The sequence below is a fragment of the Pseudomonas sp. KT_2_4 genome (assembly GCF_041410225.1).
Classification (GTDB): Bacteria; Pseudomonadota; Gammaproteobacteria; order Pseudomonadales; family Pseudomonadaceae; genus Aquipseudomonas; species Aquipseudomonas paracarnis.
Genome location: NZ_CP166962.1, coordinates 3,316,199 through 3,336,346 on the forward strand (window position 1 = coordinate 3,316,199; position 20,148 = coordinate 3,336,346).

Sequence of the window (20,148 nt, forward strand, 5' to 3'; positions counted from 1 at the left end):
ATCCTCAGGCTGCATCGCGCTTGGCGCCGTTGCGGTAGGTCTCGACCGCCGCGATCAAGGCGTGCAGTATCGCGGCGCTTTCGCCGATCACCGACAGGTCGGCACGCTTGATCATGTCGCACCCTGGGTCGAGGTTGATCGCCACCACCTTGTCGCAGGCACCGATGCCTTGCAGGTGCTGGATCGCCCCGGAAATCCCGACGGCCACGTACACCCGCGCAGTGACCCAGGTGCCGCTGGCGCCGACCTGGCGATCGCGCGCCATGAAGCCATCGTCCACTGCCACCCGCGAGGCGCCTTCGGTGGCGCCCAGGGCCGCGGCGGTCTGGTGGAATAGCGCCCAGTCCTTTACGCCGTTGCCACCGGAGAAAATGAACTCTGCCTCGGCCATCGGAATCGCGGCCGGGTCGACCGCCACCGCGCCGAGATCTTCGATACGCGGCAAACTGCGCGCCAGGCCTGTGGATAACTCCACGGGCAAGACTTCGTGGCGGGTTTCGCTGACCGGATCGGCACATTCGGCGGCGGCGAGGATCAGACGGGGCAACGGTCGCGCCAGGTCTTCCTGGCCGGCACCGGCACGGCCGATGCACTCCTCGCCCTTGATCTGCCACACCCGCGTCGCCGGGCGTTCCTTGAGGCTGGCGGCAAAGCGTCGCCCCAGTTCGCCACCACCGCTGCGGCTATCTGGCAGCAACCAGTGGCGCGGGCTGAATTGGTTATCCACAGCGCGCAGGCCCTGCACCCGTTGCTCCGGTGCATAACCCTCGAACTCATGCCCTTCCAGCACCAGCAGACGGTCGACGCCGGCCGTGGCAAAGGCGCTTTCCTTGTGTTCACCGAATACCACCGCCAATACCGCGCCGTCACTGCCAGCCAACTGGCGCGCCAGGCCAAGCAGGTCACGGTCGTGGCTGCTCAGACGGCCACCAACCATGTCCGGCACCACGTTGATATAGAACGCCGGGGTCGGCACCTGATGCAGCGGCAATTGCACTTGCACTGCCGCGCTGCGCTTGGCCGCGCCGCCCTGCTGGGCACCGCTGCGGTCGATGCGCTTGATGCCGTTGGGCCCGATAAAACCGACACCATGCACGTTTTTGCGAATGATACCGTTGGGCCCCATCCAGCTGTGTTGCACCGGCTGCATCGCCGCGTGCAACGGGTGCAGGCGGTTACGGGCGATCCATTCGGCCCGGGGGTCGCGGCGGATAATATCGCTCATCAGTGCACCTCCGCAGGTTCACGCTTGAGGGGGACTTTGGCCGGCGCGGCGTCTTCAAGCAACGCGTCGGCTACCAGTTCGGCGATGTCTTTGATCAACGGGCGCGGTTCGACCACGCCTTCAAGCATCGCGGTGCATTGCGGGCAACCCACGGCCACCAGTTCGGCACCGGTCTCGCGGATGTCGTCCATGCGCATATCGGGGATACGTTGCTTGCCGGGGATGTCTGTGATCGGCGCGCCGCCACCGCCACCGCAGCAGCGTGAACGGAAGCCCGAGCGTTGCATTTCCTTGACCTCGATACCCAACGCCCGCAGCACTTGGCGCGGCGCCTCGTATTCACCGTTGTAGCGGCCCAGGTAGCAGGGGTCGTGGTAGGTCACGCTGTTGCCTTTGTGCTGGCCCAGGTTCAGCGCGCCCTCGCCAATCAGCTCGGCCATGAAGGTGCTGTGGTGCTGCACCCGGTAGTTGCCGTTGAAGGCACCGTATTCGTTTTTCAGCACATGGAAACTGTGCGGGTCGCAGGTGACGATGCGCTTGAAGCTGTACTTGGCCAGGGTCTGAATATTGCGCGTGGCCAGCAGCTGGAATGTCGCCTCATCGCCGAGGCGCCGCGCCACGTCACCGCTGTCGCGTTCTTCCAGGCCAAGCACGGCGAAGTCGACCTTGGCGGCCTTGAGCACTTTGACGAAGGCGCGCAGGGTACGTTGGTTACGCATGTCGAAGGCGCCATCGCCGACCCAGAACAGCACATCGCAACTGCCTTTGTCGCTGAGCAACGGCAAGTTCAGGTCTGCCGCCCAGTTCAGACGACCACCGGGTGCGAAACCGCCGGGGTTGTCGGTAGCGATCAGGTTTTCCAGGACTTCGGCGCCCTTGTTCGGCGTAGCGCCTTTTTCCAGGGTGAGATGACGGCGCATGTCGACGATGGCGTCCACGTGCTCGATCATCATCGGGCACTCTTCCACGCAGGCGCGGCAGGTGGTGCACGACCACAGGGTCTCGGCGTCCACCAGGCCGTTGACGATCGGCTGGTGCGGGTTGCCGCCGTGTTCGCCCACTGGTTTGCCGGGGTACGGGCTGCCGGCGAACTTGGCATCGGTGCCACCCGCCAGGCCGACCACCATGTCCTGGATGAGTTTTTTCGGGTTCAATGGCTGGCCGGCGGCAAACGCCGGGCACGCCGCTTCGCACTTGCCGCACTGCACGCAGGCGTCGAAGCCGAGCAGTTGGTTCCAGGTGAAGTCCTTGGGTTTTTCCACGCCCAGCGGTGCGGTTTTATCGCTCAGATCCAACGGTTTCAACCCGGTGGAGCGGCCACCGCCAAAGCGCTCGGCGCGACGGTGCCAGGCCAGATGCAGGGCACCGGCGAAGGCGTGTTTCATCGGCCCGCCCCAAGTCATGCCGAAGAACATTTCGGACACGCCCCACAGCACGCCCACGCTCAGCAAAGCCGCGAGCAGCCAGCCGCCGAAATCGGCGGGCAGAATCCCGGCCACCGGCAAGGTCACCAGGAAGAAGCTCACCGAGAACGCCATCAGGCTTTTCGGCAGGCGCATCCACGGGCCTTTGGACAAGCGGGCAGGCGGATTGCGGCGGCGCAGGTACATGAAGATCGCGCCGACAAACATCAATGTCGATGCCAGCAGCAGCGCATAGCCAAGAATGCGGCTCTGCAGGCCGAAGCCGTGCACCAGGATCGCCAGCAGCGCCGACAGCACAAAGCCGAGCGCCGTGGCTACGTGGGTGTTGGCGATGTATTTGTCACGGGCGACCACGTGGTGCAGGTCGACCATGTAGCGCTTGGGCATGGCCAAAAGGCCGCCCAGCAGGTCGACTTTGGACGAGCGGCCACGGCGCCACATGTTCACCCGGCGCAAGGCGCCGAGGACGGCGAGGCCCAGGGCGGCAAAAAGCAGGATGGGAAGAAGGGTATTCAGCATGGTGAAGCTCCCACTAAGATCGTTCCCACGCTCTGCGTGGGCATGCATCCTGTGACGCTCTGCGTCACGACCTTAAAAGCAGACGCGGAGCGTCCAGGGCGGCATTCCCACGCAGAGCGTGGGAACGATCAGGTGCGTCAGAAATCCTTGCACAAGCGCAGGGCGTCATAGATGGCGGCGTGGGTATTGCGCTGGGCCACACAGTCACCAATGCGGAACAGCAAGTACCCCTCGCCCGCCTCGCTCAAGCATGGCTGCGGCTTGATCGCAAACAGCGCTTCAACGTCGATCTGGCCCTTGTTGCGCGAACCTTCCTTGAGCCCGTAATAAATGGCCTCGTCCGGACGCACGCCGTTCTCCACCACCACCTGGTCGACCACCCGCTCCTCTTTGGCGCCGGTGTATTCGTTTTCCAGCACGGCCACCAGCTTGTCGCCCTCGCGGTAGACCTTTTCCAGCATCATGTCGCCGGTCATGATCACTTCCTTGGGGTACATGCTGCGGTAGTACGTGGGGAACGACGTACCGCCGATTGCCACGCCTGGCTTGATGTCGTCGGTGACGATCTCCACCTGGCTGCCTTTGTCGGCCAGGAAGTCGGCCACCGACATCCCGGTGAATTCACAGATGGTGTCGTACACCAGCACGTTCTTGCCCGGCGCAACCTTGCCGTCGAGCACGTCCCAACTGCTCACTACCAAGCCTTCGGCGGCGCCCCAGTGTTCGTTCTGCTCGATGAACGGGTGCCCGCCCACCGCCAGCACCACCACGTCCGGACGCACGTCCAGGATGGTCTCGGCATCGGCTGCAACACCCAGGCGCAGGTCGACTTTCAAACGCGCCAGCTCCAGTTGATACCAACGAGTGATACCGGCGATCTGGTCACGTTGCGGCGCTTTCGATGCCGTGGTGATTTGCCCGCCGATAAACTCCTTTTTCTCGAACAGCGTCACGTCGTGGCCACGTTCAGCCGCCACGCGCGCGGCTTCCATCCCGGCCGGGCCGGCCCCCACCACAACCACCTTGCGCTTGGGCCCGGTGGACTTCTCGATGATGTGCGGCACGCCCATGTATTCACGGGAGGTCGCAGCGTTCTGGATGCACAGCACATCCAGGCCCTGGTACTGGCGGTCGATGCAGTAGTTGGCGCCCACGCACTGCTTGATCTGGTCGATCTGGCCCATCTTGATCTTGGCGATCAGGTGCGGGTCGGCGATGTGCGCACGGGTCATGCCGACCATGTCCACATAGCCGCCTTCCAGAATACGCGTGGCCTGGTTCGGGTCCTTGATGTTCTGCGCGTGCAGCACCGGAACCTTGACCACTTCCTTGATGCCGGCCGCCAGGTGCAGGAACGGTTCCGGCGGGTAGCTCATGTTCGGGATGACGTTGGCCAGGGTGTTGTGGGTATCGCAACCCGAGCCCACCACGCCGATGAAATCGAGCATGCCGGTGTCATCGTAGTACTTGGCGATTTGCTTCATGTCCTCGTGGGACAAGCCGTCCGGGTGGAACTCGTCACCGCACAGGCGCATGCCCACGCAGAAGTCATCCCCCACTTCGGCACGCACGGCCTTCAACACTTCCAGGCCGAACTTCATGCGGCCCTCGAAGCTGCCGCCCCATTCGTCGGTACGCTTGTTGACCCGCGGGCTCCAGAACTGGTCGATCATGTGCTGGTGCACAGCCGACAACTCCACCCCGTCCAGGCCACCGGCCTTGGCCCGACGCGCAGCCTGGGCGTAGTTGCCAATCACACGCCAGATTTCTTCCGGCTCGATGGTCTTGCAGGTGGCACGGTGCACCGGCTCACGCACGCCGGACGGCGACATCAGGGTCGGCCAGTTGAAGCCGTCCCAACGCGAACGCCGGCCCATGTGGGTAATCTGGATCATGATCTTGGCGCCATGCTTGTGCATGGCATCGGCCAGATTCTGGAAGTGCGGGATGATGCGGTCGGTGGACAGGTTCACCGACGCCCACCATTCCTGCGGGCTGTCGATGGCCACCACGGAGGAGCCACCGCAGATCGCCAGGCCAATACCGCCCTTGGCTTTCTCTTCGTAGTACTTCACATAGCGGTCGGTGGTCATGCCGCCGTCGGTGGCATACACCTCGGCATGCGCAGTGCTGAGCACGCGGTTGCGGATGGTCAGTTTGCCGATCTGGATCGGCTGGAACATTGCTTCGAAAGCCATGGCACGGTCCTCGGCTTACAACGGTTTGACGGTGAACAGGCCATCGTCGTGGCCCTCTTCGGAGCCTCCGTAGACTTGTTCGGCGACAGTGCGGATCTTGCTGCCACGGGCCTCAAGAATCTGGTCCATGGCGCCGGCAAACCAGCCAGTGAACATGTAGTCCACCTTGCGGCCGACCTTGCCGTACACATAGACGAACGCCGAGTGTTCCAGCTTGACGCTGGCGGTGCCTTTGTCCAAGTCGATGTCCTGGATTTTGAACAGGCCCCAGCCGCGTTGCGACAGGCGTTTCATGTAGTGTTCGAACACCGCGACGCCTTCCAGGCCGTGGCATTCGGCTTCTTTTTCACACCAGTGCCAGGCGGATTTGTAGCCGGCCTTGTAAAGGATCTCGGCGTAGGCATCAGCGCCCAGCACTTCTTCGATACCCATGTGGTTGTTGACGAAGAAGTGGCGTGGCACATACAGCATCGGCAGGGCGTCGGAGGTCCAGACACCGGTTTCGCTGTCGACTTCAATTGGCAATTGCGGGGCGATCTTGGCCATGGAAACTTAACTCCAGAAAATTCGTTTTGATGCCCGCCACGCGGATGGCGGCGGGTGAAGGATTAAGCGAGCAGTGGCTTATTCGCCCCAGACGTCTTTCAAGACGTTGACCCAGTTCTCGCCCATGATCTTGCGCACCACGCGCTCGCTGTGGCCGCGCTTGAGCAGGGTCTCGGTGAGGTTGGGGAACTCACCCACGGTGCGGATGCCAAGCGGGTTGATGATCTTGCCGAAGCTGGTCAAGCGGCGGGCGTAGCCCTTGTCATGGGTGAGCATTTCGAAGAAATCCTGGCCATGGCCCTGGGTGAAGTCGGTGCCAATGCCGATGGCGTCTTCACCGACGATATTCATGGTGTATTCGATGGCTTCGGCGTAGTCGTCGATGGTCGAATCGATGCCCTTGGCCAGGAACGGCGCAAACATGGTCACGCCGACAAAACCGCCATGGTCGGCGATGAACTTCAGCTCTTCATCGGACTTGTTGCGCGGGTGCTCTTTAAGCCCGGACGGCAGGCAGTGCGAGTAGCACACTGGCTTTTTCGATTCGAGGATGACCTCTTCGCTGGTCTTGGAGCCCACGTGGGACAGGTCGCACATGATGCCGACGCGGTTCATCTCGCCGACAATCTCACGACCGAAACCCGACAGGCCGCCATCGCGCTCATAGCAACCGGTGCCCACCAGATTCTGGGTGTTGTAGCACATCTGCACCACGCCAACGCCGAGCTGCTTGAAGATCTCGACATAGCCGAGCTGGTCCTCAAAGGCATGGGCATTCTGGAAACCGAAGATGATGCCAGTCTTGCCCTGCTCCTTGGCGCGGCGGATGTCAGCGGTGGTTTTCACCGGGATCACCAGATCGCTGTTCTCACGGATCAGGGTCTGGCTGGCAACGATGTTATTGATCGTGGCCTGGAAGCCTTCCCACACCGACACCGTGCAGTTGGCGGCGGTGAGGCCACCTTTGCGCATGTCTTCGAACAGGTCGCGGTTCCACTTGGCAATAATCAGACCGTCGATAACGATGCTGTCGGCGTGCAACTCGGCTGGGCTCATCAGGCGTCCCCTTATTGGCGATTCATGCGCCGAATCGTCTGCCGGCGCTTTGGGGCCAGCATATGCCCAGGGACCGACGGAGCCGGGTGCAAAAACGACAGGGGAATTGCCGAAAGCGTCAATCCGCGACAAAGCCTGCGAAGACAGGCCCCACGGTCGGCTGTTCTTTGTCTTACGCTTGAGCCAGAATTGCGCATCACGTGATATGAGACGGCGCAATGAAATCGATTTTCCTGGCTTTGGCACTCATCGCAACCACCGCCCACGCGGCCGAAGACACCGACAGCACGCCGTGCGACGGCATCGAGAACGACCAGCAAACCCTGGAATGCGCCACCTATAACAAAACCACCGCCGAGCAATTGCTCAAGGATAACTATCAGGGGTTGCTGGAGCGCATGGGTTCGACCTACGGCAGCGACAAGACCAAACTGGCGGACATTACCGCCCGTCTGAAGGACGCGCAGCAGAAATGGGAAAAACTGCGTGACGCCGATTGTGCGGTGGACACCTTCCCGGCAGTGACCGGCACCAAGGCCTATGCGATTGCGCACAACGACTGCCTGGCGCGGATGAGTGATGAGCGGTCGGAGTTTTTGGAGTCGATTGGGCAGGAGTAAACACCCTTCACGCGACCAGGCCGCGCAAAGGGCTGCGCCACGCTCAAGCCATGAAAGGTGACTTGAACGGCCTTTTGGTCAAGGGTGAGGCTGGCTCGTAGGCATACCCCAGCTCGGTGATATCCATCACCTCACGGATACGACGAGTCCAGGGTTTGATCACATCATCGTAATTATGCCCGGTGGGGCCATCCTGCATCGGGCAGTAATGAGGCGCCAGTGCGGGCTTATCCAGCATCATTTGCGCCTGCCAGTCGGCCCAGATTTTGTCGATGAAACAATGATGCAGAAAAAATACTGGATCTTCGGGCGAGGTCATCGCCAGCATGTTGCCGCCAATCCATAAATGGACGCGGTTGTGCAATTGAGAACCAGGGGTGGTGACTTGCGGGTCGCCCTTCTGAGTGATCCAGCCTTCGAGTCGGTTTCTAAAGCCTCTATTGAACGGACTCGACGTGTAGTTCGGCTCGTCATACAGCTCTTCATTCATTGCCATCTGCAAGTCCGCGGCCGTCGGCAGCGAGTTGACCAAACGTGAGAACTGGCGCTTTAACCCCGCCCCCGGCAGCCCATCTTCCGGATAGGCAGGCACCGGCCAATTGCCGTATCGGTACGCGAAGGGTCCATCCTGCACCCTGAATTCATCGGCAGCGTCACCGTCACCCCCCAGCAGGCTTTGCTCCCACACCGGCGAATTCGTCGGGTCTGCCGCGTCCAATGTCCAATCCCAGTAAGGCAGCGTGATACCGGGCGTGATGGCCTGAAGGTCGGCTTCCAACTGCAACAACATTTCACGATGCCAGGGTAAAAAAGCCGGCCCCAAGTGGGCGCCATTACGATAGTCGGGATCTTGGGGTTCATCAGGGTGAACGGTAGGTACCATCACTGCGTGATGCCAATGCACATACTTGTCGTATCCGCCATTACCCTTAAGGGCCAACAGCGTATTGGTAAACGCTAGCCGTTCAGGCCCGCTCAGTTTTCGAATTTCCTTGCGAATATTCATTGCCCGCCCGCCTCGTCGCAAAAACATGGGACCGCGTACCGGCCCCTGCTGCGAATCTAGTTGGGGAACCCATCAAGATCTACTGTCAGATCTGACAGTATCAGCACTATCTCCGACGGATGGTCAGCTCCTCTCGAACGAACCGAGCCTGTTACCATCCGTGCCCTCTTTTCCTGCTCAAGGCAACGCCATGATTATTTGCGGCATCGAAATCAAAGGCAGCGAAGCCATCATCGCCCTCGCCGCCCTGGACAACCAGGCGCTGACCCACGTCGCCCTGGCGACCAAGAAAATCGCCCTCGACGATGACGATGAAGCGGCCAACGTCAAAGCCTTCGCCGCTCAGGTGAAAGCGTTTGTGCAGGACAACGCCATCACTCGCATCGCCATCAAGAAGCGCAGCAAAAAAGGTGAATTCGCCGGTGGCCCAACGACGTTCAAGATTGAAGGGGTGCTTCAACTGCTGGAGGGGGTGGAGGTGACGCTGTTGTCGCCGCAGACCATCAATGCGCAGAACAAAAAGCACACCTTTGATCTGCCAGCGACGCTTAACAAGTATCAGCATGAAGCCTACAAGGCGGCATGCTCGGCCCTGGTAAAGAAATAAACCACCTCCGCTCTCGTTAGAAGCCGGCCTTTTAGCGCGGTGTAAGGCTCTTGTGTTGCAGCCAGTCACCGAAGGTGTTGTCCTCCAGGGCATAGCCGCCTCGGCTCGACTTCCACACCAGTTCCTTGTCGCGCAGGGCATCGATGCAGGCTTGGATGGTCTGGGTACCCGGCACCACGTCGCTACCCATCTTTTCCAGCGCCTTGCTGACCGCCGTGAGGGTGCTATCGGTGAATGGCGCGAAGGGTTCGTTGTTTTGAGAACGCTCCACCATCACCTCCAGCACGGCGCGCTGCGGGATGGTCAGGGCGTTCCAGGCGCTTTCGAACTCGGTCCATACACCCGCGCGCAGCAATTCTGCGCGACTGTGCAGCAGTTGGCCAAGATTGCTCGCCTCGCCCAACTCCAATGCGACTTCACCGATGATCGTGCGCAACATCTCGGGACGCCGACCTACCCGCTCAAACGCCTCATCAATATCAGCCGCGTTGAATTGGTTGTTCTGGGCCAGGTGCGCGTTGAGGTGCACGGTGTAGGCCTGGGTGAACGCTTTGCCCAGCAGCGGAAACGGCGTGATGCTGGAACCGAAGAATGGCTGGCTTTTACCCAATACCAAATGGGCGAGTTTGTCGCGATTGGATCCGGTAAACACCAGGCGCAAACCGCTGCCCTCCTCGTCACGGCCTTGGTTGAGCTGATCCCGGGCAGCCTTCAACGCGAACATCGCATTGATACCTGACTCGGTGGTTAATGCGTGCTGTGCTTCGTCAATCACCAGTACAACGGGTTTTTCTGCAGCCCTATGGAGCAATTCCAACGCTTGGGTCAGCGTCGCACCGACAGGCAATTGTGGCTTGGTAAAGTCCCAGGAAAGCGTACGCAGAAAGCTTAGTTTCTCGATGCCAATGTTTTTTGCCAGTTTGCGAATACCCTTTTCAAACGGCACCAATGCCCCCGCAATGGCACTCGCGATCAGCTCGGCGGGGTCTTTTTCCTTGTCGGCCCACAGGTCGACATACACCGCCAGCCAGCCCCGCAGCTGACATTCCGGAATCAGGTCTTCGCGCAGAAAAGTGCTTTTGCCCGTGCGTCGGGGCGCCGCGAGAAACAGGCCGGAGGTGAAATCCTGAATACCGGCCCCCACCAGGCCATCGGCAATACTGCTTGCCAGGGTGGGGCGGCGAAACACAAAGCCGCTGTGCTTGGACATGGTTTTATACTCAATTATGGAAATGACTATAAATTATAGCCAAGAGTATAATTGACTATAATTGTCCGTCAAACCACCTCCCGTCGCCGATCCTCCCGCGGGCATTTGGCAAACCTTGCGCGATAGCTCCTGGTGAAATACGACGGTGACTCAAACCCGCACGCAATACTCACTTCCAGCACGCTCATGTCGCTCTGGCGCAGCAGTTTTCGGGCTTTTTCCAGGCGCAGGCCCAGGTAGAAATTACTGGGGGTGTCATTCAGGTGCAGGCGAAACAGCCGCTCCAGTTGGCGTCGGGTGACCTTGATCGTTTCGGCCAGGGCCAAGGTGCTCAGGGGCGGTTCGGTGTGCTGTTCCATTTCGCCGATCACCTGCACCAGTTTCTTGTTATTGATGCCGTAGCGCGTGGCGATCTGCATGCGCTGGTGGTCCTTGCGGGGGCGGATGCGGCCAAGTACGAATTGCTCGGAAACCTGGATCGCCAGCTCCGGGCCGTGGGCCTGGGCGATGAGATCGAGCATCAAGTCGATGGACGCGGTCCCGCCGGCGCAGGTGATGCGGCGCCGGTCGATTTCGAACAGTTCCTGGGTCACGCTCAGGTGCGGATAGGCCTCCTTGAAGGCGTCGATGGCTTCCCAGTGCAAGGTCAGGCGGTGGCCGTCAAGCAGGCCCGCTTCGGCCAACACGCAGGCGCCGGTGTCGATGGCACCAAGAGTCACACTCTCATGGTCGAGGCGGCGCAGCCAATGCTCCAGGGCGGGCGTGGCGAACTGCAGGGGTTCGAAGCCAGCCACCACCAGTAAAGTCGCGCCTTTTTTCAATGGTTCAAGCGCGGCGTCGGCGTTGACCGACATGCCGTTGCTCGCCAGTACCGCGCCGCCATCGGCACTCAAGATGTGCCAGCGGTACAGCTCGCCGCGAAAGCGATTGGCCACGCGTAACGGTTCCAGCGCGGAGATAAAACCGAGGGCCGAGAACCCCGGCATCAGCAAGAAATAGACATCCTGGGACATGGTGGCGCTCTCGTCGGACGGGCAGCGTGGTCACTGTGATACGCCAGTTCAACCGGCCATTCAAGAGCACAGGTCGCTGCAGTGCAAGAGCGGGTCGCCGCCGTGCGCTTTGCGGAGCGCCAAGCTGCGTAACGTGATCCCACGGCGCACAAAGACGCCGGCACCCACAATAACGACCTGCCGAGGGCTCCACCCATGAACCGACTGATCAGCCGCTGCGCACTCGCACTCAGCGCCAGCGCCATCTTGAGTAACACCGTCATGGCAGCGGACGCCGCTTCTTGCCAGAACGTGCGCATGGGCGTGGTGAACTGGACTGACGTCATCGCCACCAGCGCCATGGCTCAAGTACTGCTCGACGGCCTGGGCTACAAAACCAAACAAACCAGCGCGTCCCAGCAAATCATCTTTGCCGGTATACGTGATCAGCGCCTGGACCTGTTCCTTGGCTACTGGAACCCGCTGATGACCCAGACCATCACACCGTTCGTCGACGCCAAGCAAGTCAAGGTCCTCGAAAAACCCAGCCTGCAAGACGCCCGCGCCACCCTGGCAGTACCCACCTACCTGGCGGACAAGGGCCTGAAAACCTTTGCCGACATCGCCAAGTTCGAGAAAGAGCTGGGCGGCAAGATTTATGGCATCGAGCCGGGCTCGGGCGCCAATACGCAGATCAAGGCGATGATCGCCAAGAACCAGTTCGGCCTGGGCAAGTTCCAGTTGGTGGAGTCCAGCGAAGCCGGCATGTTGGCGGCCGTGGACCGTGCCGTGCGCCGCAAGGAAGCCGTGGTGTTCTTTGGTTGGGCGCCGCACCCGATGAACGTGAATGTGGCGATGACTTACCTCACCGGCAGCGAAGATGCCCTGGGCCCGAACGAAGGCATGGCCACCGTATGGACCGTGACCGCGCCGGCCTACGCCGAGCAGTGCCCCAACGTGCATAAGTTGCTGACCAACCTGACGTTCACCGCCGCCGACGAGAGCCGCATGATGCAACCGCTGCTGGATCACAAGGACGCCATCGAGTCCGCCAAGCAGTGGCTCAAGGATCACCCACAAGACCAGGCGCGCTGGCTGGAGGGTGTGACCACCTTCGACGGCAAGCCGGCTGCTGCCAACCTGCAACTGACCCGCAAATAACCCTATTTGGACCACCGTGTCGCAGCCGCTCCAGGCCGCGACACGGCGCCCTGCGCCTTGAAATCACCCGCCTGTAAGGAACCGCCTCATGAACCACGACGTCATCATCACCTGCGCACTCACCGGTGCTGGCGACACGACCGCCAGAAGCCCCCACGTGCCGGTCACACCCAAACAAATCGCAGCCGCTGCCGTGGAGGCCGCCAAGGCCGGCGCCACGGTCGTGCATTGCCACGTACGCGACCCCGAGACCGGCAAGTTCAGTCGCGACGTCGCGCTGTACCGCGAAGTGATGGAGCGCATCCGCGAGGCCGACATCGACATCATCGTCAACCTCACCGCCGGCATGGGTGGCGACCTGGAGATCGGTGGCGGCGAGAATCCCATGGAGTTCGGGCCCAATACCGACCTGGTCGGCCCGCTGACCCGCCTGGCCCATGTTGAAGAACTGCTGCCGGAAATCTGCACCCTGGACTGCGGCACGCTGAACTTCGGCGATGGCGACACCATTTACGTGTCCACCCCGGCGCAACTGCGGGCTGGCGCCAGACGTATCCAGGAATTGGGCGTAAAGGCTGAGCTGGAAATTTTCGATACCGGCCACCTGTGGTTCGCCAAGCAGATGATCAAGGAAGGACTGCTGGATAACCCGCTGTTCCAACTGTGCCTGGGCATTCCCTGGGGCGCACCGGCCGACACCACCACCATGAAAGCCATGGTCGACAACCTGCCCGCCGACGCGGTGTGGGCAGGGTTCGGGATTGGTCGCATGCAAATGCCAATGGCCGCGCAAGCCGTGCTGTTGGGGGGCAACGTACGGGTGGGCCTGGAGGATAACCTGTGGCTGGACAAGGGCGTGCTCGCCACCAATGGCCAACTGGTGGAACGCGCCAGTGAAATTCTCAGCCGGTTGGGCGCACGGGTCCTGACCCCAGCCGAAGGCCGCATCAAGATGGGCCTGACCCCACGCGGCTAACACAGACACCACACAACCCTGTGGGAGCAAGCCCGGCTCCCACAAGGAATTACCGAACTTTTCAGGAATGTCGCCATGCGCTTTATCACCGAAATCAAAACCTTTGCTGCGTTGGGCAGCGGTGTCATCGGCAGCGGCTGGGTATCCCGTGCTCTTGCCCATGGCCTGGATGTAGTGGCCTGGGACCCCGCCCCCGGTGCCGAGGCGGCCTTGCGTAAACGCGTCGCCAACGCCTGGGGCGCCCTTGAACAACAGGGCCTGGCGCCCGGCGCCTCCCAGGACCGCCTGAGCTTTGTCGCTACCATCGAAGACTGCGTAAAAGACGCCGACTTCATCCAGGAAAGCGCTCCCGAACGCCTGGAGTTGAAGCTGCAATTGCACAGCCAGATCAGCGCCGCGGCCAAGCCGAATGCCTTGATTGGTTCGAGCACCTCTGGGCTGTTGCCCAGCGAGTTCTATGAGGGCTCTACCCACCCGGAACGCTGCGTGGTCGGCCACCCCTTTAACCCGGTCTACCTGTTGCCGTTGGTAGAGGTAGTGGGCGGTAAAAACACCGCGCCAGAGGCGATCCAGGCAGCAATCAGCGTGTATGAATCCCTCGGCATGCGCCCGCTGCATGTACGCAAGGAAGTGCCTGGGTTTATTGCTGACCGCCTGCTGGAAGCGCTGTGGCGAGAGGCGCTGCACCTGGTCAATGACGGGGTGGCGACCACCGGCGAAATCGACGATGCCATTCGTTTTGGTGCCGGGTTGCGCTGGTCGTTCATGGGCACCTTCCTCACTTACACGCTGGCGGGCGGCGATGCTGGCATGCGCCACTTCATGGCCCAGTTCGGCCCGGCGTTGCAGTTGCCGTGGACTTATCTACCGGCGCCTGAATTGACTGAAAAGCTGATTGATGATGTGGTCGATGGCACCGCTGAGCAGTTGGGTAACCGCAGCATCTCGGCGCTGGAGCGCTATCGTGATGACTGCCTGCTGGCGGTGCTGGAAGCCGTAAAAACAACCAAGGCCAAGCACGGCATGAGCTTCGCCGAATAACCCTGTGGGAGCTGGCTTGCCTGCGATGGCGTTGGCCTCACCCTTGTTATCGCAGGCAAGCCAGCTCCCACATTTGACCGCATACCAAATTGGATTCATGCCATGCCCGCACTGACCACCTACACCACCAAAATCCTGCCCGACTGGGTTGACTACAACGGCCATCTGCGTGACGCGTTCTACCTGCTGATCTTCAGCTACGCCACCGATGCGCTGATGGACACCCTGGGGCTGGACAGCGAAAACCGCGAAGCCAGCGGCCACTCGCTGTTCACCCTGGAGTTGCACCTGAACTATCTGCATGAGGTAAAGCTCGGCGCCGAGGTTGAGGTGCATACCCAACTGATCGCCCACGACGCCAAGCGCCTGCACCTCTATCACAGCCTGCACCTTGTGGGCGAAGAGCGCGAGTTGGCGGGTAACGAACAGATGCTGCTGCATGTCGATCTGGCCGGGCCGCAGTCGGCGCCGTTTGCCGGCGCGACCCTGGAAAAACTCATCGCTCTCAGCCAGGCACACGCCGATCTACCCCGGCCAGCCCTACTCGGCCGGGTGATCGGGCTGCCCGCGCAAAAAAAAGCCCCGATCCAGCCGTGACGGGATCGGGGCAGAGTGCTTTGTGTGAGCCGTGCATTTCGAGGGTGACCAAACCTTCAAGCTGCGTGCCTGGGTTCAGTGTGCCCGTTACGGGCCGGGTCAAGCACCTCGAAAACGACCTGTTCATAGCCATCCGAGCCATCGGTGGATTCTGCCCTTGCCGCCAGTCCTGGGGCCTACCAGAATCCAAGTCATTCCCGCTCCCTACACCAGGATGACCGTCATGATGCACGCGGATTTGATTGACCAGGATGACCTGCTGAGCCAACTGCGCTCCCTGGGTTTTGACGTGTCCAGCGGCGCTACCGCCGAGCAGGCCTGCGAATGTGCGGTGCGCGGGTTGAGCGAAGCGCGGGCCAAGGCGCTCAAGGGCATGGTGGAACAGATGTACAGCGGCAGCGCGACGATTTTGCCAGCGGTGAGGCAGGCGATCGACAAGCAGTTGCTGCCGGCGCTGATGCAGTTCAAACAAAGCTCTGGCGCCTGAAATACCGCTATCGCAGGCAAGCCAGCTGCCACAGGGGAACGCATTCCAAGGTGGGAACTGGCTTGCCTGCGATGCAGACGGCTCGGTCTAGAGCCTTACACTGGCAAAGGTCGACTCATTGCGCGCCTGGCTCAACGCCGACATCGGCCCCGACAACGGTGACAACACCAGTGCCGGCGGAATCGGCATCATCGCCACTTGCTGGGTGGTGTTGGAGCCTACGCGTTCATCCCGTGGCGGAATGCCGAAGTATTCGCGGTAGCACTTGGAAAAGTGCGGCGTGGACACAAACCCGCACACCGACGCGACTTCGATGATCGACATGGGGGTCTGCTTGAGCAGCTGCCGTGCACGAATCAGGCGCAGCTTGAGGTAATAACGCGACGGCGAGCAGTGCAGGTATTTCTGGAACAGCCGCTCCAACTGCCGGCGCGACACGGCGACATACACCGCCAGTTCGTCCAGGTCGATCGGCTCTTCGAGGTTGGCTTCCATCAGCGCGACGATTTCCTGCAGCTTCGGCTGGTTGGTGCCAAGCATGTGCTTGAGCGGCACACGCTGGTGATCCTGTTCGTTGCGGATGCGTTCGTACACGAACATCTCGGAGATGGCGGCCGACAATTCACGGCCGTGGTCGCGGCTGATCAGGTGCAACATCATGTCCAGGGGCGCGGTGCCACCGGAGCTGGTGAAGCGGTTGCGATCGAGGGTGAACAGACGCGTGCTCATGGCCACCCGCGGGAAGGCTTCCTGCATCGACGCCAGGCATTCCCAGTGCACGCTGCAATCAAAGCCATCGAGCAAGCCGGCGCAGGCCAGGGCCCAGCTGCCGGTGCACACCGCGCCAAGGCGACGAGACTGGCGTGCCTGGCTTTGCAGCCACGACACATGTTCACGGGTGACGGTGCGCTGGATACCGACGCCGCCGCACACGATGACCGTGTCCAGGACGGGGGCTTTGTGCATGGAGGCATCGGGTGTGATTTGCAGGCCATCACTGGCCCACACCTGGTTGCCGTCGACACTCAGGGTTGTCCAGCGATACAGCTCGCGGCCGGACAGCTGGTTGGCCATGCGCAGTGGCTCCACGGCTGACGCCAGGGAAATCAGCGTGAAATTGTCCAGCAGCAAAAAGCCGATGGATTGAGGCGCACGGTTCTGGGGTTGGGCCCCGGAGTTGGTCGACGTCATCGCGGTATCTCCTCACATCACACAAAGCGGGTGGTGGCCTCAGGCGAGGCTCTTGTTATTGCACTCGTCCTGGAAAGGCGAGGCTTTGAAATTGATAGAGCAAATGCCATGCCTAAAATTGAATGGCTATTCAAGAACTCCTGAAAACGACCTGTTTATGCGTCTATATGAGCCCACGCGTGAAGTGCGGGATATGACGCATAACGGGCGGGGTTCAAGGGGTGTGAGCAGATCGGTAGCACTTGTGGGAAGGCGCTTTGCGGGCGTAGGAGAAGTCTGTCACCCAAAGCACATCAGGCGTGTGATCGTGGAGGAATTCGTTCGGAAGCTACTTATCTATTTGCGACGCGCTAAAAGGTGGCGATTTTGGCTGAGGGTGTTCACTTTGTGAGCAATTGTGTCAGCACTACGGCTCGTTCCCACGCTCTGCGTGGGCATGCATCCTGTGACGCTCTGCGTCACCCCTGGGACGCGGAGCGTCCGGGGCGGCATTCCCACGCGGAGCGTGGGAACGATCATGTCACTGACTCAACATTCAACCGCACTCACCGCCAACCCACCCCGCGATGTCTCTTTGTACTTGTCATGCATATCGGCCCCCGTGTCACGCATGGTGCGGATCACCCGGTCCAACGAGATGAAGTGCTGGCCATCGCCCCGCAACGCCATTTGCGCCGCATTGATCGCCTTCACCGCCGCAATTGCATTGCGCTCGATACACGGCACTTGCACCAGGCCGCCCACCGGGTCGCAGGTCAGGCCAAGGTTATGTTCCAAACCGATTTCAGCGGCGTTGCACAGTTGCTCCGGCGTGGCGCCGAGGATTTCAGCCAACCCGGCTGCTGCCATGGCGCACGCGGAACCGACCTCGCCCTGGCAACCGACTTCGGCACCGGAAATCGAGGCGTTCTTTTTACACAGGATGCCCACCGCCGCCGCGCCCAGCAGGTAGTCGACCACGTTGGCTTCGGTGACTTCTTCGCTGAACTTCATAAAGTAGTGCAGCACCGCCGGGATGATTCCCGCCGCGCCGTTGGTGGGCGCCGTGACCATGCGCCCACCGGCGGCGTTTTCTTCGTTGACCGCCAGGGCGAACAGGTTGACCCATTCCATGGCGCTCAAGGTCGAGCCGATCACATTGGGCTTGTTCAGCTCCTGCAAGCTGCGGTGTAACTTGGCAGCGCGACGGCGCACGTTCAAGCCGCCGGGCAGGATACCTTCGTGCTTGAGGCCCTGCTCCACGCAATCTTGCATGGCGCGCCAGAGTTTCATCAGGCCGCTGCGGATTTCTTCTTCGCTGCGCCAGGTTTTTTCATTCGCCAGCATCAGTTCGGCAACGCGCAGGTTGTGGGTCTTGCACAGCTGCAACAGCTCCACGGCACTGGAAAAATCATAGGGCAGCTCGGTACGGTCCATGTCCGCCACACCGCTTTGGGCCTGGGCTTCATCCACCACGAAACCGCCACCCACCGAGTAATAGGTGTCGCGGTGCAGCTCGCCGTTTTCGCCAAACACCACCAGGGTCATGGCGTTGGGATGGAACGGCAGGTTTTCGTCGAGCAAGCGCATGTCCCGCGCCCACACAAAGGGCACCGGCAAACGCCCGTCCAGCAGCAGCGTGTCGGTTTCGCGCAGGGTGTGAATGCGGGCGCCGATTTGCGTGGGGTCGATTGCGTCTGGCCATTCGCCCATCAGGCCCATGATGGTGGCGGTGTCGCTGCCGTGGCCGATGCCGGTGGCCGACAGCGAGCCGTACAGTTGCACTTCGACACGCTGCACCTGTTCCAGCCACCCACGCTCACGCAACCCTTGAACGAACAACGCCGCGGCGCGCATGGGCCCCACGGTGTGCGAACTCGAAGGCCCGATGCCGATCTTGAACAGGTCGAAAACGCTGATAGCCATTGACGTGAAACTCCTCGATAAGCACGGGCCGGGCTTGAACGAGGTGCTACGCTCAGATCGCCCAGATGGCGGCATCATCAAGCTTTTATTCGTCATCACGGCGTCTCACACCGACGCACTCATGCTCACCAGCGGCGCTCGCGTGCGAACGCCAGTTTTGGCCGTTTTTTGCGGTGCAGACGGGTAAAAACAGCAGTTTTACCTTAGGAAAAACCTGTAAGCGACGTCATCGGTACTGGATGCGACCCTCCCTGTACTGGATACGACGCCCCCTGTAGGCGTCAGATTTTCACTGGTACATGATCAGTCTCGACTCGTTTGCAAGGCACCGCGCCAGAGCTGTTGTCGCACGCTCCAACCGCAACACTTATAAAGCGCGGCGAATGCCGCCAGAAAAGACACAGGAGTCTACCCACATGAAAGGTTCACCCTCGTTGTTGTTGGCCGCCATGCTGAGTCTGCCAGTCGTGGCATACGCCGCAGAACCGGAACAGTGCAAGACCGTCAACTTCTCCGATGTCGGCTGGACCGACATCACCGTCACCACCGCGACCACCAGCGAGATCCTCAAGGGCCTGGGCTACAAGCCGCGCACCACGATGATTTCGGTACCTGTGACTTACAAGTCCCTGGCCGACGGCAAGAACATGGACATTTTCCTCGGCAACTGGATGCCGACCATGGAAAACGACATCAAGCAGTACCGTGATGCCGGCACCGTGGAAACCGTGCGCGCCAACCTGGAGAACGCCAAGTACACCCTGGCGGTCCCAGAGGCGCTGTATGAGAAGGGCCTGAAAGACTTCGCCGACATCGCCAAATTCAAGGATGAGCTGGGCGGCAAGATCTACGGCATCGAGCCGGGCAACGATGGCAACCGCACCATCCAGACACTGATCGACAAAGATGCCTTCGGCCTGAAAACCGCCGGCTTCAAGGTGGTCGAATCCAGCGAAGCCGGCATGCTCTCCCAGGTTGAACGCGCTTCCAAGCGCAACCAGGCCATCGTGTTCCTCGGCTGGGAACCGCACCCGATGAACACCCGCTTCAAGATGAAGTACCTGACCGGTGGTGACGACTCGTTCGGCCCCAATTACGGCCAGGCCACCATCTACACCAACACCCGCAAAGGCTACACCCAGGAATGCAGCAACGTCGGCCAGTTGCTGAAAAACCTGGTGTTCACCCTCGACATGGAAAGCACCCTGATGGGGAACGTCCTGGACGACAAGATGAAGGCCGACGCTGCCGCCAAGGCCTGGTTGCAGAAGAACCCGCAAGTGCTCGACACCTGGCTCGCCGGTGTCACCACCGTTGATGGCAAACCAGGGCTCGATGCCGTTAAAGCTTACCTCGCCAAATAGCACCCGCTGACCCCAGGCCGGTG

General features: G+C 61.0%; 18 protein-coding genes. 8 read left to right on the forward strand and 10 right to left on the reverse strand.

Translation table 11 applies throughout. The annotated features are described in order from the left end of the window. Window positions 1-4: 4 nt before the first annotated feature. From AB9N64_RS15405 to AB9N64_RS15425, 5 genes are all read right to left on the reverse strand, one after another. Window positions 5-1,225: an electron transfer flavoprotein subunit alpha/FixB family protein gene (locus AB9N64_RS15405; protein ID WP_014720242.1), complete on the reverse strand. Its 1,221-nt coding sequence runs from the start codon at window positions 1,223-1,225 to the stop codon at window positions 5-7. After that, window positions 1,225-3,168 carry a dimethylglycine demethylation protein DgcB gene (gene dgcB / locus AB9N64_RS15410; protein ID WP_019817451.1) on the reverse strand — a complete coding sequence of 648 codons (1,944 nt, stop codon included), beginning with the start codon at window positions 3,166-3,168 and terminating at the stop codon, window positions 1,225-1,227. Before dgcB ends, AB9N64_RS15405 begins: the two co-directional genes overlap by 1 nt. Window positions 3,169-3,305: 137 nt before the next feature. Then, entirely contained in the window at window positions 3,306-5,366 is a 2,061-nt protein-coding gene (gene dgcA, locus AB9N64_RS15415; protein WP_014720244.1) for a dimethylglycine demethylation protein DgcA, read from the reverse strand. A gap of 15 nt (window positions 5,367-5,381) precedes the next feature. After that, window positions 5,382-5,912, reverse strand: coding sequence for a DUF5943 domain-containing protein (locus tag AB9N64_RS15420; protein ID WP_005792152.1), 531 nt, complete (start codon window positions 5,910-5,912; stop codon window positions 5,382-5,384). Window positions 5,913-5,990: 78 nt separating this feature from the next. Then, window positions 5,991-6,968, reverse strand: a complete 978-nt coding sequence (locus AB9N64_RS15425) for a dipeptidase (protein ID WP_014720245.1) — start codon at window positions 6,966-6,968, stop codon at window positions 5,991-5,993. A 218-nt stretch (window positions 6,969-7,186) separates the two neighbouring features. On the opposite strand from AB9N64_RS15425, the gene AB9N64_RS15430 reads away from it, so the two are divergent. After that, on the forward strand, window positions 7,187-7,588 hold the full coding sequence (locus AB9N64_RS15430) for a lysozyme inhibitor LprI family protein (protein WP_014720247.1): 402 nt from the start codon (window positions 7,187-7,189) through the stop codon (window positions 7,586-7,588). Between the two features lie 43 nt (window positions 7,589-7,631). On the opposite strand, the gene AB9N64_RS15435 is transcribed toward AB9N64_RS15430, so the two are convergent. Next, window positions 7,632-8,594 carry a tyrosinase family protein gene (locus AB9N64_RS15435; protein ID WP_014720248.1) on the reverse strand — a complete coding sequence of 321 codons (963 nt, stop codon included), beginning with the start codon at window positions 8,592-8,594 and terminating at the stop codon, window positions 7,632-7,634. 190 nt (window positions 8,595-8,784) lie between these two features. On the opposite strand from AB9N64_RS15435, the gene AB9N64_RS15440 reads away from it, so the two are divergent. Beyond that, the gene (locus AB9N64_RS15440) at window positions 8,785-9,201 is read left to right on the forward strand and encodes a DUF3010 family protein (RefSeq protein ID WP_014720249.1); all 417 of its coding nucleotides are present in this window, start codon (window positions 8,785-8,787) and stop codon (window positions 9,199-9,201) included. Between the two features lie 31 nt (window positions 9,202-9,232). Here AB9N64_RS15440 and AB9N64_RS15445 read toward each other — a convergent pair whose 3' ends face one another. Both AB9N64_RS15445 and AB9N64_RS15450 read right to left on the reverse strand, forming a co-directional pair. Then, window positions 9,233-10,411, reverse strand: a complete 1,179-nt coding sequence (locus AB9N64_RS15445) for an AAA family ATPase (RefSeq protein ID WP_038451791.1) — start codon at window positions 10,409-10,411, stop codon at window positions 9,233-9,235. A gap of 68 nt (window positions 10,412-10,479) precedes the next feature. After that, complete coding sequence (locus AB9N64_RS15450) at window positions 10,480-11,424, reverse strand: GlxA family transcriptional regulator (protein ID WP_166406143.1); 945 nt, start codon at window positions 11,422-11,424, stop codon at window positions 10,480-10,482. A gap of 195 nt (window positions 11,425-11,619) precedes the next feature. On the opposite strand from AB9N64_RS15450, the gene AB9N64_RS15455 reads away from it, so the two are divergent. From AB9N64_RS15455 to AB9N64_RS15475, 5 genes are all read left to right on the forward strand, one after another. Then, window positions 11,620-12,564 (forward strand): choline ABC transporter substrate-binding protein, encoded by a 945-nt coding sequence (locus AB9N64_RS15455; RefSeq protein WP_032902304.1) that lies wholly within the window; start codon window positions 11,620-11,622, stop codon window positions 12,562-12,564. Between the two features lie 88 nt (window positions 12,565-12,652). After that, the gene (locus AB9N64_RS15460) at window positions 12,653-13,540 is read left to right on the forward strand and encodes a 3-keto-5-aminohexanoate cleavage protein (protein ID WP_058410796.1); all 888 of its coding nucleotides are present in this window, start codon (window positions 12,653-12,655) and stop codon (window positions 13,538-13,540) included. Between the two features lie 75 nt (window positions 13,541-13,615). Further along, window positions 13,616-14,581, forward strand: a complete 966-nt coding sequence (locus AB9N64_RS15465) for an L-carnitine dehydrogenase (protein ID WP_102665905.1) — start codon at window positions 13,616-13,618, stop codon at window positions 14,579-14,581. Window positions 14,582-14,683: 102 nt separating this feature from the next. Beyond that, window positions 14,684-15,178 (forward strand): thioesterase family protein, encoded by a 495-nt coding sequence (locus AB9N64_RS15470; RefSeq protein WP_014720255.1) that lies wholly within the window; start codon window positions 14,684-14,686, stop codon window positions 15,176-15,178. Between the two features lie 223 nt (window positions 15,179-15,401). Beyond that, window positions 15,402-15,665 carry a hypothetical protein gene (locus tag AB9N64_RS15475; protein ID WP_060766814.1) on the forward strand — a complete coding sequence of 88 codons (264 nt, stop codon included), beginning with the start codon at window positions 15,402-15,404 and terminating at the stop codon, window positions 15,663-15,665. A gap of 87 nt (window positions 15,666-15,752) precedes the next feature. Here the strand turns inward: AB9N64_RS15475 and AB9N64_RS15480 are convergent, their stop codons facing one another. Both AB9N64_RS15480 and AB9N64_RS15485 read right to left on the reverse strand, forming a co-directional pair. Beyond that, the gene (locus AB9N64_RS15480; protein WP_003194907.1) at window positions 15,753-16,856 is read right to left on the reverse strand and encodes a GlxA family transcriptional regulator; all 1,104 of its coding nucleotides are present in this window, start codon (window positions 16,854-16,856) and stop codon (window positions 15,753-15,755) included. 528 nt (window positions 16,857-17,384) lie between these two features. Then, window positions 17,385-18,761, reverse strand: a complete 1,377-nt coding sequence (locus AB9N64_RS15485) for an L-serine ammonia-lyase (RefSeq protein ID WP_014720257.1) — start codon at window positions 18,759-18,761, stop codon at window positions 17,385-17,387. 416 nt (window positions 18,762-19,177) lie between these two features. On the opposite strand from AB9N64_RS15485, the gene AB9N64_RS15490 reads away from it, so the two are divergent. Continuing rightward, on the forward strand, window positions 19,178-20,125 hold the full coding sequence (locus AB9N64_RS15490; RefSeq protein ID WP_019817457.1) for a choline ABC transporter substrate-binding protein: 948 nt from the start codon (window positions 19,178-19,180) through the stop codon (window positions 20,123-20,125). Window positions 20,126-20,148: the final 23 nt, after the last annotated feature.

Coding starts and splice junctions, on each gene's coding strand:
- AB9N64_RS15405 (WP_014720242.1), bottom strand. CDS start 1,225: ATGAGCGATATTATCCGCCGCGACCCCCGGGCCGAATGGATCGCCCGT.
- dgcB (WP_019817451.1), bottom strand. CDS start 3,168: ATGCTGAATACCCTTCTTCCCATCCTGCTTTTTGCCGCCCTGGGCCTC.
- dgcA (WP_014720244.1), bottom strand. CDS start 5,366: ATGGCTTTCGAAGCAATGTTCCAGCCGATCCAGATCGGCAAACTGACC.
- AB9N64_RS15420 (WP_005792152.1), bottom strand. CDS start 5,912: ATGGCCAAGATCGCCCCGCAATTGCCAATTGAAGTCGACAGCGAAACC.
- AB9N64_RS15425 (WP_014720245.1), bottom strand. CDS start 6,968: ATGAGCCCAGCCGAGTTGCACGCCGACAGCATCGTTATCGACGGTCTG.
- AB9N64_RS15430 (WP_014720247.1), top strand. CDS start 7,187: ATGAAATCGATTTTCCTGGCTTTGGCACTCATCGCAACCACCGCCCAC.
- AB9N64_RS15435 (WP_014720248.1), bottom strand. CDS start 8,594: ATGAATATTCGCAAGGAAATTCGAAAACTGAGCGGGCCTGAACGGCTA.
- AB9N64_RS15440 (WP_014720249.1), top strand. CDS start 8,785: ATGATTATTTGCGGCATCGAAATCAAAGGCAGCGAAGCCATCATCGCC.
- AB9N64_RS15445 (WP_038451791.1), bottom strand. CDS start 10,411: ATGTCCAAGCACAGCGGCTTTGTGTTTCGCCGCCCCACCCTGGCAAGC.
- AB9N64_RS15450 (WP_166406143.1), bottom strand. CDS start 11,424: ATGTCCCAGGATGTCTATTTCTTGCTGATGCCGGGGTTCTCGGCCCTC.
- AB9N64_RS15455 (WP_032902304.1), top strand. CDS start 11,620: ATGAACCGACTGATCAGCCGCTGCGCACTCGCACTCAGCGCCAGCGCC.
- AB9N64_RS15460 (WP_058410796.1), top strand. CDS start 12,653: ATGAACCACGACGTCATCATCACCTGCGCACTCACCGGTGCTGGCGAC.
- AB9N64_RS15465 (WP_102665905.1), top strand. CDS start 13,616: ATGCGCTTTATCACCGAAATCAAAACCTTTGCTGCGTTGGGCAGCGGT.
- AB9N64_RS15470 (WP_014720255.1), top strand. CDS start 14,684: ATGCCCGCACTGACCACCTACACCACCAAAATCCTGCCCGACTGGGTT.
- AB9N64_RS15475 (WP_060766814.1), top strand. CDS start 15,402: ATGATGCACGCGGATTTGATTGACCAGGATGACCTGCTGAGCCAACTG.
- AB9N64_RS15480 (WP_003194907.1), bottom strand. CDS start 16,856: ATGACGTCGACCAACTCCGGGGCCCAACCCCAGAACCGTGCGCCTCAA.
- AB9N64_RS15485 (WP_014720257.1), bottom strand. CDS start 18,761: ATGGCTATCAGCGTTTTCGACCTGTTCAAGATCGGCATCGGGCCTTCG.
- AB9N64_RS15490 (WP_019817457.1), top strand. CDS start 19,178: ATGAAAGGTTCACCCTCGTTGTTGTTGGCCGCCATGCTGAGTCTGCCA.